The following is a 15,066-nucleotide window of genomic DNA, read 5'->3' on the forward strand; positions in this document are numbered from 1 at the left end:
TCATATTTACCCCAAAAAAGATACCTGCTAAAAGTCATATCAGCACGCTAACGCATGCTCATCACAGTAACCGAGTCAGTTTTGATAACGTCTCGCAGTCAAACCCTGCTTAATGTATAATTTGTCATTCTTTTTATACTTCGTACCGTAAGGTTGCTATGTTTCAGATTGCCCTTTATGAACCCGAAATCGCCCCAAATACTGGAAATATCATCCGTCTATGTGCCAATAATGGCTCACAGTTACATTTGATTGAGCCGTTAGGTTTTGATCTCGAAGAAAAGAAACTACGTCGCGCTGGACTCGATTATTCCGACCTAACCAGTGTGACTCGCCATAAAAATTATGCCGCTTTTTTAGAGGCCATGGCAGGAAAACGTATTATCGCCTGCACCACTAAAGGCAGCCGTCCCCATACTCAAATTGCTTTTCAAGAGAATGATGTGTTGTTATTTGGCCCAGAAACTCGTGGACTGCCGATGGATATTATTGATGCGACGCCACTTGCGCAGCGGTTACGTATTCCAATGACAGCCAATAGCCGTAGTATAAATTTATCAAACTCAGTCGCCATTATTAGTTATGAAGCATGGCGTCAACTCGGTTTTGCAGGCGCAGAGTAATGAAAAAAACCCAGTCACCCGAAACCCAACACGATGCTTTGGCCATTGCCAAAGCAACCCAAAGACCCGCACAAACGAAAGAACAAACTAAGCTGATTGCCGCAGGCATTGAGAAAGGGATTACTGAATTTAAAAAGCAACATAAAGTCAAAGCCCGTGATCGTGACAAAGCACGTAAACAGCAACAAAAAACCAAAAGTACCACGCCCACCAATGATGAGCCCGATATGCCTTATATTGTGCCCCAGAGTCGATTCAATTCGCTAACGTGGTCGTTAATGGGCTTATTACTCTTGAGTTGGGCATTGTTTGCCGCTTACCTGTTTTACCGCTAAACCGCATTGGTGAAACGTTCACGTTATTCAGTCAGCTGAGTCTCCTCTGCTGACGGTTTAAGCAGGCTAATGGCTCTGACGACCTGATACTGCTCACTGTCGTCATCCAAATAATGAGCGCTTTGCTGCCACTGCCATCCTAGTATTGCCTGATCGGCACTGGCACTGGTATCGGTATCGGTATCTGTATCTGTATCTGTATCTGTATCGTCAATAATGGGATCAAACTGCAACTGCACTAATGCTGGACGTTGATTTATTTCACCTTTGCCTAAAAATGAGTAACGGCCAGCTTGCTCATAAAGCGTTAACTCCTGCGACACGTCATCGGTAACACCATTGGCATACACCAATAAAATATGACCGTTTTGTTGCCTAAACCACCAGGTTTCACTGTTTGTAAAACGACTGCCCCGGCTAACACTGATGAACAAATTGCGCCTATCTGCAGAACACATCACCGAGGTAGTGACCTTCTTGGGGTAAACATTAGGATTGGCAGCACTGCCCTGCCACTCGCCAGCTAATTGGCTACAAAACGTATTCAATGTCACTTTATCTGCATAAGCTGAGGCTGAATGTGTCAGTAACAACATTGCCATTAACAGAAATATTGATCGACCTTTTTGGGTAAACAAACTTCTTACCATTCAAATATCCTTTATGATTAGATACATCTACTGCCCAACACCGGTAAGCCGTTACAATACCACATACCCTATAATATCACTGGCAATGAGCACGCTTTGGTGATGGTTAACCATAAAAAATGGCTCACCTTAGTGGGCCATGATATGACTAACCGACAAATACCTACTGGCCAAAACCGGTGGCGGTAATATCCACTGTAGTGACTTCACCGTATTGCGCCGCAACATCAGCAATGTGTTCTGCATTACCAATCAACACAAACTGTAAATTTTGCTGTGGGAAATATTGCTTAATCAAACGTTGGGTTTCAGCTAGGGTAAGTCCATCGACTTTAGCTTGAAATTGATTAATAAAATCATCATTAAAGCCATATAAATACATGTCAGACAATAAACCGGCTAATTGACCACTGGTCTCATATTTAGGCGGAAACTGGCCTTTGACATAGGCTTTAGCAGAATCTAACGTCACTTGGTCAATGCCCTTTTCCCACAAACGAGCATAGGTTTTTAAGGCTAAATCAATCGCTTCTTTAGTCGTCGACGACTTGGTAAACGTACTGATTTGGAATAATCCAGATTGCGCATACGGGCTAAACCCTGAACGAGCACCGTAAGTTAAGCCTGCATTGACGCGTAGTTCATCATTTAACCATGAGGTAAAACGACCACCTAATATGGTGTTAACGACGGTCAAACCAACATAATCTGGGTTGTCATAACGAATTCCCACGCCACCAATTAAAAAGGTGGTTTCAATTGCATCAGGCTTGTCGACTAACAACACCTGCGGCTTGGTGAGCGTCGGTAAGGCTTGGCTTAAATCTGGCTGAAGCACGGTTTCGGTTGCCTGCCAATCACCAAAGGCCTTATTAAGCTTGGCGGTCATATCGGCAACATTAAAATCACCCACCACGTTAATGGTCATATTGCTTGGTTGATAATAACCTTTATAAAAAGCGCGTAGCTCCTCAATAGACAGGCTCGCGATGGTGTCACTATTACCCGATACTGGGTTGGCATAAGGATGCTCACCAAAGACTAACTGATTAAAGTAGCGTCCAATCACAGCTCGCGGACTTTCTTTTTGCTGTGATAAGCCAACGATTTCGCGCTGTTTTAGCTTATCAAATTCAGTGGCATCAAAGTCAGGTTGACGTAATACATGGCTAAAAATATTGAGCACAGTATCCACATCTTTGTTCATCATATTGGCACGAATATAACTGCCTTCTAAATCGGCACTGGTATTAATGCTGGCACCGATAAAGTCTAATTGCTGCTCGATGTCCGCCTTAGATTGACCCGCGGCACCTAACATTAAACTTTGTGAGGTGATGTAAGCCATACCAGAGGTCAAATCATTGACCGCGCCCACTCTAACCACGGCATCAATGGTCACTAATGGCACTTCTTTTTGCACCATCAACTTAACCTTTAAGCCATTGTCTAACGTGACGGATTGGTAGCTTGGCAGCACAAAGCTCGCGGTGACAGGGTTGGCGGTATCGGCAGTAGTTTTCTGAGTGGTCGCACAACCACTTATCCCTATGCTACAAGCCAATGCGATAGCCAATAACGATAGCTTAATGCGTGTGTGAGTAACGGTTTTCATTGGTCTGACTCCTCAGTAGCAGCGAGCACACCGACAGTTCGATTCGCTTTAATTAGATAGGTTTGCGCCACACGCTGAATATCAGCAGGGGTGACTTGGTTATACGCTTCTGGGGCGTTAAACAGTTTGGTATAGTCGCCAAAATACAGCTCGTATGTGCCTAATGTATTGGCTTTACCGTTAATGGTTTCCATAGCGTGGTAAAAATCCATTAGTTTGATATTTTTTACTTTTTCAAGCTCTTGCTGAGTCACACCTTGGGTGGCAATAAGATTAATTTGCTCAATTAAGGCTTGCTCTAAGGTCTCAGCGCTCACACCAGCATTGGCCACACCCAAAATGTAAAATAGATTCGGGTCGAACGACATCGGCATGTAGGTGTCGGCCGATAACGCTAATTGCTTGTCGACCAACGCCTGATAAAAACGCGAGCTATTGCCTTCGCTTAACATCGACGCTAATAAATCAAGCGCGTAATAATCAGCATGGCGAGTGGCAGGTACATGATAAGCCAACATAATGTTTGGCGTACTCACAGACTCTTTTTTGACAAATACTCGGCGCTCACCATTTTGTGGCGGCTCAACCGTGCGCACAGCTTTTGGCGCTGCTTGGGCTGGAATTGGCGCGAAATACTGATTAGCCAGTGCTTTTACTTGGGCTAACTTCACATCACCGCTAATCACCACTAGCGCATTGTTAGGCGCATAGTAAGTTTTATGATATTGCTGTAAGTCTGCTAATGTCCAAGCAGCAATATCGGACTCATAACCAATCACAGACCAACTATATGGGTGGGCTGCAAAGGCAACACTTTTAAGCGCTTCTTGAATAGTGCGCCAGTTAGAGTTTTCAAGCCCGGTAGTCCGCTCTGACTGCACCACGCCACGTTCACTTTCAACCATTTCAGGGTTGATGTCTAAATTGGCGATCCGGTCCGCTTCTAAATCAAAAATAGTTTCTAAGCCATTTGCAGGAAACCAGTTGGTATACACTGTCATGTCTTCAGTGGTGTAGGCATTATTAGCGCCACCAGCGGCTTCCATGGTGCGATCAAACATTTTCGGACCAAACTTTTTAGAACCATTAAACATCATATGTTCAAAAAAGTGCGAAATACCGGTAATGCCAGGCACTTCATTGCGCGAACCGACTTTCCAAAAAATGTACATGTTGGCATTTGGGATAGAGCTATCCTCAAGTACCATAATTTTCATGCCATTATCTAAAGTAAAACTATTAATATCTTCAGCTTGTGTCGCTGACACCGAAGGCGCACTTAGAACGCCTAACGTCATCAACAACGCCATTATCTTGCGGATCATATCTCGCTCCTTTGAGCACTTGTCCAATAATTAATCTACATTGTGTTTTTTTATGCCGCGCTTAATACCGTTAACGCTACTTGCGCCATGATTTATACGCCAAGTTTAAGGCCCCTTAAAAGCAATGGTTCAAGGGAGTACAGAGGAATGCTGATTCCATGTTTAAACCAATTAGTGCAACAAAACTACCCTGTAATGACCCTTTTGTTAAATCTTTTAGCCATTTGCTAACAAGTCAATTGTATCTATTTATTAACGCCTGCCGGTCATGATTAAGCTGGTGATGCCACAAACCCAGATTTATGTGGGCGAGACTGGCGAGGACTTTATTGAGTTGATCACTATTCATCCAACACGTCATGCCCCCTCATGCAACACTTAACGTAACACTTAACGTAATACGGGCACGTGAAAAAACACCACGTCACTGCCGATAACTTCAAGCTGCCAGCCTTGTTGTAATGCTAGCCACTCGAAGGTTTCAATCGCGTAGAAATTGATGTGGGTCGGGTCGATTTTATAGTGCCAGTTAATGAATCCTTCAAGGTTCGATACCCGTTTGGTCATAATGGCCAATATGCCACCGGGTAACAGTAATTGGCTTAATAGCTCGATGAGTTGTTTGGCATTGGCAATATGTTCAATCACTTCGGTTAAACACACAAAATCATATTGCTGGCTTAACACCTGAGTATCTGGGTGATAAAACAGATCATAGTTAGCCACGCTGATCCCTTGCTTTGCTGCCATTTGGCTTAGCACAGCACCTTCGCCGCAGCCAAAATCTAATCCGCTTGCATTGGGAGCAAGCCGGGTTAACAACGGGGTTAAGGTGCGTGATAAAAAATGCTGATAGCCCGCATCGGCAAAGTCGTTATGGTGACAATCATAATGGGCTTTTTCGGCGGTTTCATCCCAATAAAATGCTGCCGGAACTGACACCAGCAAACACTGTGAGCAACGAACATAGGGGCGATATTTATCTTGATGAAACGCAATAGTTTGATGGTGACACAAAGGACAACACGACAAAATGAACTCCGACACAGGCGAGGTGAAAAGTAATAATAAACACTGAGTCTATTCTGATAGAACCGGTTCTGCTGTTGTGGTGGCCTTGGGGATTTTACGTGTTTGCTTAGCAGCGTCTTGCGCCTGCTGTAAATACTTTTGCTGACGGGTTAAACGCTCATCAGATTGAGCACGGGCTTTTTCGAGCTGCTGCGCTTCCCAATCATTAGACTGCGCCTTAGCTAACACTTTTTGTTCACGTTCCGAGGTTGCCTTGGCTGCTTCACGCGCTTTTTGCAATTGGGTTTGCTCAAGTTCAATCGACTCTTGCCGCGCTTGCTGGCCTTTTTCAGCTAAGGTCATTTTTTTATGGGGTTTGTCAGCAGCAGAAGCACCAGAAACGACAAACGTCAACGAGCTTGCTGCAACCACTAAAACAAATAAGCCTATCAGCCCGATTTTCATGTTATCTATCCTTTGATTTTATCGCTGTTATAACGCGCACGAACCTGAGCAGGCATAGCGGTTAACTTATGTTGCACCATTGTATTAAACACTGCAAATATTGGCGCGATATCAGTCGCAGGATTTAACGCAACCAGAGTATGAGCAACCGCTTCGAGGGTTGACAGGCTGTCGCTGCGTTTCGCTTTACGAATAACATATTGCGACTCATCTGCACACTCAAGATGCAGCGACGGATAATCAACTAACCACGGATTCAACTGCAACATGCGGTACGCCTTGCGCCAAGTACCGTCGATTACAATAATAATCACGGCCTCGCTCGCTCCGGCCTTGGCGACAGTTTGGCTGTGCTCATTGGGGTAAACCACGTACACAGGTTTCGTTTGCGTGGCTAAATAGTGTTGCAACTCAATAAAGTCCTCGCCAGTCTCGCCCACATAAATCTGGGTTTGCGGCAGCACCAGCTTCAATAACCTCACGCTGTTTTTAGCATGCCCCACTTCAGACGGGTGTTGCATCACCACCACCTCGGTTTGGGAACACACCGGTTTGAGCGCATGGCAAACACACGCTGACTGCGGGTATTGGCAATTAATACAATAACTTCTGCTCATTTTTTGTCTTATTCTTGTTGCAAATATGTAAAGTTGAGTTCAATATGCTTGGCTTTACATCATAACATCTCAAGGAAGAACCACTATTATGACAGGAATTATCACAAGAACCATGGCAACAACAATGACAAAGATGTCGATTGCCTTAATGCTCGCACTTTCTACAAGTTCCGTTTATGCCGCACAAGATAATGCCTATCACCACGAAGCAGAACTAAGCTTTTTAGATTCTGACGATTCTGACGATGGCGGCGATGGCCTAGTTAACGCCAACTATCGCTATTATTTTAAAGCGGTTGAACAAGCAGATAAGCCATATGCATTGGCGGGATTCTTTCATCAAGGCTCAACTGTTGCAGCGCGTTATGCCACCACTGACGTCGAAGATTTATATAACATCTCTGGAGAATACGTTTTTGACTCAAAATGGTTTATCGGTGCAGAAGTCAGTCAACTCAATATTGAGGAAGATAATTACTCTAGTCGTCCAGATAGCTTTACCACTTATTCAGCCAATCTAGGCTATTTTTTCACGGACCATTCGGCATTAACCCTCAATTACAGCAGAATGTCTGAGTCTGAATCAAGCAGTTTTACATCAGCAACCTATAACTCAGAGGGTTATATCAGTCGTGATCTTGATGTTTTCAACCTAACCTATGAGCACTTTATTTCACTGCAATCAACCGCTGGAGTCATGCTCACGGGTAAATTCACCTATAGCGATGATCAATATACTATTAATTCTTCAAGCACCGCTATTGATAACTTAGGTCAAGTAACCATCAGAGATTCTAAGATATACATGGGTTACAACAACTATAACCTTGCCATCAATGCCGATTGGTATATCAATAATGCATGGTCTGTTGGGGCTAATGTTGAGCAACGTTATCTAGATACTAGTTATAACTTCAGCGATACCAGTTTTGACAACCAAGGTGATAATGACCAAACAGACACTTATACTGGCATAAACACCCGCTACGTCTGGCGTTTTGCCGATGTATTTTCGGCTAAGTTTTCACTTGATCACTCATATTTCAATGGCGAATATGATAACGACTCACAAACCAGCTTTAGTATAGGCATTAACGCCCGCTTCTAAGTCTCATCATATTGAGGTAAAAAAAACCCGCGGAATGTGGTTAGCATTCTGCGGGTTAAAGGTGATATTACTCAAACTAATTACTCATGTTGTAACTGTTCTTGATGCAGATGGCTTAAGTTTTTCATTGCCATAATGATCAGTAATACTGCACTAAAGCCTGCCATAACCAGCGCAATGGCATAAGGTGCTGGTATATCTGTTAGTTGCACCAACGCGGTCAGTAATGACGCACCGCTCATTTGAATACACCCCAGCATAGCGGCTGCTGTGCCTGCTCGTTCACCGAAAGCCGACAACGCCATACTGGTTGCAGGGCCAAGTAAAATAGCAAAACCAATACACAAGATCATCATTGGGGCCATAAAGGCTATCGCGGCTGCTAACCCTTCTTGTGGGCCGAATAAGTACATCCCCGCTTCGAGAAAGGCAGCAACTAACATCAGCGACAATGCCAGCAATACGCCCGGACGATTACCAATGCGCTTTACCAACACCGGAGCGGCAAAACAGGCGGCAATATTGACCGCAGCATTGAGTCCAAATAAACCACTGAAGGTAAGTTCAGATATACCTAAATGACCAATTATCCACACGGGTGAGTACGACACGTAACACAAAATAGACGCCATCGCGATCATGCAGCAACTGGCATAAAACATAAAATGAGGATCGCCAATAACAGGCTTATAACGGCTCCAACGGTATAAAGGACCTGTGCTGTCGGTATTTAATGGGCGCGTTTCCGGAAAACGAAATCCCACTAAAAACAGTACGAAAATGGCATACAAAGCCATAAAAATGAAGGTAGAACGCCAGCCAAACTGTAAGGCCAATAGTCCACCAAATGTGGGGGCCAGTGCAGGAACCACACAAATGGCCCCATTGAGGTAACTGTACATTGACACACTTTGTTTGCGGTCATAGCAATCACGTACCGCACTAAATACCACAATAGAGGTTGAACATGCTGCCAAGCCTTGGAAAACACGCGCAATCTGCAACACTTCAAACTCAACCGCGTAAGCACCTAATAAACTGCTAATGCCGTAAAGTACAATACCAAATAACGCGACAGGTTTACGGCCAAAACGATCCGCTAATGGGCCAATTAAAATTTGTCCTACGCCCATCGCAAATAAAAATAACACTAAGGTGGACTGTACTTCACTGTTAGATACGCCGTAATCCAACGCCATTGCAGGCATAGATGGAAGATAAATATCAATCGCTAATGGGCTTAGTAGCACCATAAACATTAATAGTGGCAATAGGTTACGACGCATATTTTCTATCTCTCAAAATTTTAATGCACAAAGGTCACCCTTAATAGGGCGCTATAGTAAGTCAAATGGAGGTATGAACGGAAATGATATAAAATCCAAAGTGAATTTCCATTTGAGAATATCACATGAACTTAGACAACCTCGCTCGAGTCGATCTTAATTTATTAGTCATTCTGCAAGTCTTACTTGAGGAGCAAAGTGTCACCCGGGCAGCCCATCGCTTGCATGTCAGTCAATCGGCTGTTAGTAAAAGCTTAAATCGTTTGCGGGAAACATTAGGCGATCCACTTTTTCAACGTACAGCACACGGCTTAAAACCAACCGCACATGCTGATGCATTAAGGCAACAACTACCATTAGTGTTGCAAAACTTGTATCAACTCACGCAACCGCCAACCTTTCATCCGGCGACCAGTAACCGTCAATTTTCATTCTCGATGGTCGAAAGTGCTTATGAAACCTTAATTCCATATTTTATCGGACCATTATTACAACAGGCACCGTTAATAAAATTGGATTCTTATGTTTGGACTGAAAAATCAATGCAAGATTTACAACAAGGACAAATCGATTTTGGGCTTGCAGGCAGAGACATTCAACCTCATACCGATGTCAATTTTGAACATGTGCCTGAAGGTATTGAATCACAAACTCTATTTAACGATCATCAAGTTTGCTTGGTGCGTAAAGATCACCCTATTTTACAGACTGTCACTGCTGGACACTGGGATCAAGATCACTACCTCAATATGTCTCATGTGCAAGTAAGATGTGAAGGTAACGACTGGTGGGCCTTGGATTACCACTTAGCCAATTTAGGCTTACATCGTAACTTATCAACCACAGTGCCAGACTTTTACGGTGCAGTAAGTGTATGCGTAAACACCGATTTAATTTTCACCTTACCGTCTAGTTTTGCCTATCACGCCCAGAAACTGTACTCACTCGTTTCTATTCCCTTGCCGTTTGAATTTATGCCTATGGCCTATGTGTTTTTATGGCACGAACGAAATAATCAAGAGCCGGGACATCAATGGTTTCGCAATATTATTTTCAGCAGTGTCGAGAAAGCCATTACTCATAATCATATTAGTAAAACTAATCGCTGACATTTCAGCCTTGATTTAACTTTTAAGTCACGAGGCACTAGAATAAAACGAATAAGTAATCGATTACCAAAGAAGCAAACCTGATGGGTTATCCATAGGGTTAATCCCGGAGGAGAGAGGATGTTCAGTTCAATTAACCTACACAATATAATTCAACGCCTCCGGAAAATGCGCCCATATACTGCATTAGCAACGGTTGCCACTGTCCTATTGGGCGGTCTGTTGTTATTACCGTTAATATTATTGTTTGTATTTGTCGGTTTCATTGGCATGACGCTCTTGCGTAACCAATATATGAAGCATAATCGCTAAACTCAAGCAAGGACAGATATCAACCTCATGCTAATATTGAACCAGAAAACCACATCATGTCACGTGACTAGAACCATTAATCACTCGCGTAAATAATTGTTCTGCCCACACTGACTCAGCTATTTTTTATCATGCCTCTATTTATTTTTTCATATTTACAACCTAACTCGCGACACACTTTATCCCTCGATAACTATTAGGATTTATTCGTAATGGGAGGGCATGTTGATGTTTTAAAATACATTTTGCAGCAGTTTGAGGCCATATTATACAAGGTCGCGCTTACAACGTGCAGTGGTTGTAGATGAATAAGTGATAACGCACTAGCGACAAGCCACCAATGTGCCCTAAGGGTCCAGCTAAACGGGTGCTCTTATTTTTAAGCAAGGGTATTCGTAAGCAAAGATACTTGTAAACCAAGGTCTTTGTTGCAAGGTACTCGCTTAGTTAAAGACTCGATCTGTAAGACTTGCGCCGCAATTAAAACCTGTTTACCTCGAACATATTTTAACCAGAAAATATCTACAAGCCATAGGGATAGTATTATATTGCGATGTTTTTTTAATCGAATTCCCAGCTTATATCCATGCCACGGTCAATTGAACATGCACAAGTCACACATTGGCTACAAATCTGTATCGAAATTTTTACATACCTCTTTTGATATAGGATAATAAACAGTTACAAAATGTAGGGTTTTATTTTTATAAAAAATATATTAGGGAGCAAAGATGAAAACATTTTATTTCATCGCCATATTTGTATTATTTTCCATGTTAGCGTTCAACGCTAATGCGCAATGGGATGATGATACCGGCTGCATGAGTTGCCATAATGGCATCGAACAATTTTCACAAGTTGACGGCATGGCCGATCTGACTTGTGTTGATTGCCACAATGGTGATGGTATCGCCACCAACATGAAAACCGCTCACACAGATATGTGGGCCAATCCGACAGACTTACGGGTTATTAACGACACCTGTGGCAGTTGTCACCCAGATGAAGTCGACAACGCCAAAACCTCACTCCATGCCACTATGGCCGGAGTAATTTCAGGTACTCGCTACAACTTTGCTAGCCAAGATCGTAATGCGATCCATGCCACTTACGATGTTAAAGCACTGAAAACGGGCCGAGAAGGCACAGTTGAAAGCCTAACCCAGATACCAAGTTATGACCCAACTCAACCAGAATCAAACACCAATTCACCAGGTGATGATTACCTCCGCAACCAGTGTTTACGTTGCCATATTTGGAGCGACGGCCATCAACGCGATGGCGATTACCGCGCGTCTGGCTGTGCAGCATGTCATGTTGAATACAGTAATGATGGTACCTATGAAGGTGGCGATGAGGCCATAGATAAAACTCAAAAAGATCGTCCTCGCAAGCATAAAATGACCAAGAAAATGACCGTAGACCAGTGTCAGCATTGTCATAACCGCGGCGGACGTACGGGCGTAAGCTATAAAGGCATGATGGAATCTGACGGATACGGCACACCCTATACCGAAGACGGTGACAAGCAAGGTAAGCTGCATGGCAAACACTACAACTTCCTTGAAGCTGATTTACACTATGATGCTGGCATGAGTTGTATTGACTGCCACACCAAAAACGAAATGCACGGTGATGGCTACTTATATACCAAAAAAGAGCACGCCTTAGAAATCCGTTGTGTGTCTTGTCATGGTACGCCAACCACCGAAGCCACATTAAAAACCTCACGCGACATGCCATTGAACAACCTCAAACGTGAAGGCAAAACAGTAACCTTAACCACTAAAAACGACGGTAAAAAACTGAATGTTCCTCAACTAAAAGATAAAGAGTTGTCTAAAGAAGGCTATGTTGCGATGGTGAAAATTGCCAGCCACATGGAAAAAATGGAATGTTCTACCTGTCATGCAGCTTGGGCACCGCAATGCTATGGCTGTCATGCTAAGCAAGACATCAGCAAGCCAAATGGCGATTGGCTTAACGGCACGGGTGATGACCCCTCTAAACAAGGTAACAAAGCTAACTTAGCCAAGAATGCCTTCAGCTGGGATGAATCCCGTTCATACGTTCGTTGGGAAATGCCTGCATTAGGGATTAACCATCGCGGAAAAGTGTCTACTTTCGTACCGGGTTGCCAAGTATTTTTAACTCAAGTAGATGGTAAAAAATCGATTGTAAGCAATAAAACTTACACCACCGTCGATGGCACCAGTGGTATTTCACACAACCCGATCCAGCCTCATACCATGAGCAAAAAGTCGCGTACTTGTGAAGAATGTCATACCAACCCGAAAGTATTGGGCTTAGGGAGCGGTGTATACGACATCAACAGAAACTTCCCAGACGGCAAAGCCCCTATCGATTTTGAACTGGAACGTTTTGTTGATGAAAACGGTAAACAACTGCAATCAACTTCACATGAAGGTGCTCGTCCATTTAATAAACAAGAAATGGATCGCATCAGCCGAGTCGGCACTTGTTTAGCGTGTCATGGCAGTGATGAAATCAATGCCACAGGTAAAGCACCAAACGATGTAACCCATAATAAAGTGATTAGAAAGATGGCCGAAAAAGCCAAATAATCGATCAAAGCATTTTATAAAAAAGTCATAACCAAAAGGGTAAACATTATGTTTACCCTTTTTTTTTGGCTATATGCTTAGTTAACAAGAGCAACCGTTACCCAGACCAATAGAGGGTTTCAAACAACTCTTTTTCCCGCGGTCGAAGTTGTATTGACGTGCTATTGCTAATGGTTCAGCAAAATAGACATTTAATCCCAAACTTAAAACATTAACCAAGTTTAACGTGACATATTATGTCCAGATATTGCAAACTGTACATTAAGTCATCGTTACTAATTTATAGGTAACGTTTTTAGACACCCATTTTCAGACGAACTGCATTCAGGAGCTACCATGAAATTTAATCAATCATTCCACACTGCCAATTTGAAAAGTCGGTTCACGGCAATGAACCCAATTTTGGCATTACTGATGTTTTTTAGCATCGCATTAACCACGATTGTGCTATTACCCTTTTTATTGTTACTGGGCTTATTAAGCTTTATTACACTACAGCTCTTAGGTAAAAAAATATTGCAGAGAAACCAACCACACGCCCAACAAGGTGATGTCTACCAAGACAGCGCTGATGTGCAGCGCGAACAAGCTGCGCCTTATGCAGAGATGTTTAACCGATCTAAACCGAATCAAACTCAACACACTGGACGCACATTTGAGCATCAAGCAGATTAACTAACCGCTAGATGCACTTAGTGATCACCTTACCGATCCTAGACATTAATCCAAATTGATATCGGCTATGTTTATCTAAAATCACCGTCATTAGTCCTCATTACCAGCAAGCTATTAACGCTATCTAAGGCGGTGAAACCTTCAATATTCGCCAAAAATATCGGCTGGCTATATTTATTTTTATATAAAACATAAAGTGCTGCTAAACACTAGTCACCTCTTAAGCATTGAATCGCGCCGATCAAACCCCAATGTCATTAGAAGGCGGGCAAATAGAGTAGCAAACGATGCTGCCACATTTGCCAGTAATATAAGCCAAAAATTCGATACTGAGGAGAAGATAAAATGAAACAGACACTCATTTTAGGCGCAAGCGGACAGATCGGTAACATGGCAACAAAGCAGCTATTAGCAGAAGGCCAATCAGTAATAGCGTTAGTGCGAGATAAAAATAAATTGGCTGATATCGCCAGTGATAAGAAGCTACGTATAGTTGAAGTGGATTTAGAACAGGACTTTAGCCAAGCATTTAAAGATTGCGATCAGGTCATTTTCAGCGCTGGCTCAGGTGGCAAAACAGGTGCAGACAAAACTATGCTCATTGATTTATGGGCGGCCTGTAAAGCCATTGATTACGCAAAAGCGGCTAATGTGTCACATTTCATTATGGTTAGCTCTATCGGTGCTGACGATCCCGACCAAGGTTCAGAACAAATGAAGCCTTACTTAGTTGCCAAACACATGGCCGACGAACACTTGATCAACAGTGGGCTTAACTACACCATATTTAGACCGGCTTCATTAACCGATGATCGTGCCACAGGTAAAGTGCAAACCCAGCGGCCGAGCAGCAAACAAGAGATGACCATTCACAGAGAAGATGTTGCTCGAGCACTGACTTACGCTGTAGGAAAACCGCAGCTAGGCGGCAAAGTCTTTGAATTATTTAATGGCAGCAAATCCCTCACTGATGTCCTAAATTAATCCATTCAATAGGCATTCGCCTAACAACGCCATAAACACTGAAATAAAACGGCCAGCACAACGCTGGTCGTTTTATTTTTAGTATTTTTTTCATAGTCTTAGATACAATAAATCAGCTATATTGCGTGGTTAGGCGCACCACTATTTAGCCCTAAAATGTAAGCCTGAAATGACATTTTATCCATCGCACACTGCAGATTACCGAACTGACTCCCGATTATCGAGATATGAAAGAGCGACCCTTGTGTAAATGATTAAAGCTAATGAACTAGCTCACTTTTGGACAAAAGTGGGTTTAAGATATGGCCTGCGGCCACCAACGTCGTGGCGCTTCGCCCACACCAGACCAAGAGGAAACCAACGGCA

The 15,066-nt window shown here is 43.1% G+C and carries 14 protein-coding genes; 7 read left to right on the plus strand and 7 right to left on the minus strand.

The window, feature by feature from the left end; genetic code table 11:
• Positions 1-158: 158 nt before the first annotated feature.
• Both trmL and CXF80_RS12175 read left to right on the plus strand, forming a co-directional pair.
• On the plus strand, positions 159-623 hold the full coding sequence (trmL, locus tag CXF80_RS12170) for a tRNA (uridine(34)/cytosine(34)/5-carboxymethylaminomethyluridine(34)-2'-O)-methyltransferase TrmL (protein WP_101033116.1): 465 nt from the start codon (positions 159-161) through the stop codon (positions 621-623).
• Positions 623-958: a DUF2956 domain-containing protein gene (locus CXF80_RS12175; protein ID WP_101033117.1), complete on the plus strand. Its 336-nt coding sequence runs from the start codon at positions 623-625 to the stop codon at positions 956-958. The genes trmL and CXF80_RS12175 overlap by 1 nt, the downstream gene beginning before the upstream one ends.
• Before the next feature lie 23 nt (positions 959-981).
• Here the strand turns inward: CXF80_RS12175 and CXF80_RS12180 are convergent, their stop codons facing one another.
• From CXF80_RS12180 to CXF80_RS12205, 6 genes are all read right to left on the minus strand, one after another.
• The gene (locus CXF80_RS12180) at positions 982-1,608 is read right to left on the minus strand and encodes a hypothetical protein (protein ID WP_101033118.1); all 627 of its coding nucleotides are present in this window, start codon (positions 1,606-1,608) and stop codon (positions 982-984) included.
• 163 nt (positions 1,609-1,771) lie between these two features.
• Complete coding sequence (locus CXF80_RS12185) at positions 1,772-3,223, minus strand: M16 family metallopeptidase (protein WP_101033119.1); 1,452 nt, start codon at positions 3,221-3,223, stop codon at positions 1,772-1,774.
• Positions 3,220-4,548 (minus strand): M16 family metallopeptidase, encoded by a 1,329-nt coding sequence (locus CXF80_RS12190; RefSeq protein WP_101033120.1) that lies wholly within the window; start codon positions 4,546-4,548, stop codon positions 3,220-3,222. The genes CXF80_RS12185 and CXF80_RS12190 overlap by 4 nt, the downstream gene beginning before the upstream one ends.
• Before the next feature lie 390 nt (positions 4,549-4,938).
• Entirely contained in the window at positions 4,939-5,580 is a 642-nt protein-coding gene (locus tag CXF80_RS12195) for a class I SAM-dependent methyltransferase (protein WP_101033121.1), read from the minus strand.
• Between the two features lie 48 nt (positions 5,581-5,628).
• Positions 5,629-6,024: a hypothetical protein gene (locus tag CXF80_RS12200; RefSeq protein WP_101033122.1), complete on the minus strand. Its 396-nt coding sequence runs from the start codon at positions 6,022-6,024 to the stop codon at positions 5,629-5,631.
• Positions 6,025-6,029: 5 nt separating this feature from the next.
• Positions 6,030-6,641, minus strand: coding sequence for a tRNA-uridine aminocarboxypropyltransferase (locus tag CXF80_RS12205; protein ID WP_101033123.1), 612 nt, complete (start codon positions 6,639-6,641; stop codon positions 6,030-6,032).
• An 88-nt stretch (positions 6,642-6,729) separates the two neighbouring features.
• On the opposite strand from CXF80_RS12205, the gene CXF80_RS12210 reads away from it, so the two are divergent.
• Positions 6,730-7,749: a hypothetical protein gene (locus CXF80_RS12210; protein WP_157822226.1), complete on the plus strand. Its 1,020-nt coding sequence runs from the start codon at positions 6,730-6,732 to the stop codon at positions 7,747-7,749.
• Between the two features lie 80 nt (positions 7,750-7,829).
• Here the strand turns inward: CXF80_RS12210 and CXF80_RS12215 are convergent, their stop codons facing one another.
• A complete protein-coding gene (locus CXF80_RS12215) occupies positions 7,830-9,035 on the minus strand; it encodes a multidrug effflux MFS transporter (RefSeq protein ID WP_101033125.1) in 1,206 nt (401 codons plus the stop codon).
• Between the two features lie 125 nt (positions 9,036-9,160).
• Here CXF80_RS12215 and CXF80_RS12220 point away from each other — a divergent pair, with 125 nt between their 5' ends.
• The 4 genes from CXF80_RS12220 to CXF80_RS12240 all read left to right on the plus strand — a co-directional run bounded on the left by CXF80_RS12220 (position 9,161) and on the right by CXF80_RS12240 (position 14,700).
• Entirely contained in the window at positions 9,161-10,144 is a 984-nt protein-coding gene (locus CXF80_RS12220) for a LysR family transcriptional regulator (protein WP_101033126.1), read from the plus strand.
• A 1,043-nt stretch (positions 10,145-11,187) separates the two neighbouring features.
• A complete protein-coding gene (locus CXF80_RS12230; protein ID WP_101033128.1) occupies positions 11,188-13,041 on the plus strand; it encodes a multiheme c-type cytochrome in 1,854 nt (617 codons plus the stop codon).
• Between the two features lie 336 nt (positions 13,042-13,377).
• Positions 13,378-13,716, plus strand: a complete 339-nt coding sequence (locus CXF80_RS12235) for a hypothetical protein (protein ID WP_101033129.1) — start codon at positions 13,378-13,380, stop codon at positions 13,714-13,716.
• Positions 13,717-14,061: 345 nt separating this feature from the next.
• The gene (locus tag CXF80_RS12240; RefSeq protein ID WP_101033130.1) at positions 14,062-14,700 is read left to right on the plus strand and encodes an NAD(P)-binding oxidoreductase; all 639 of its coding nucleotides are present in this window, start codon (positions 14,062-14,064) and stop codon (positions 14,698-14,700) included.
• Positions 14,701-15,066 lie beyond the last annotated feature (366 nt).

It is taken from the genome of Shewanella sp. Actino-trap-3, from assembly GCF_002836275.1.
Taxonomy (GTDB): domain Bacteria; phylum Pseudomonadota; class Gammaproteobacteria; order Enterobacterales; family Shewanellaceae; genus Shewanella; species Shewanella psychromarinicola.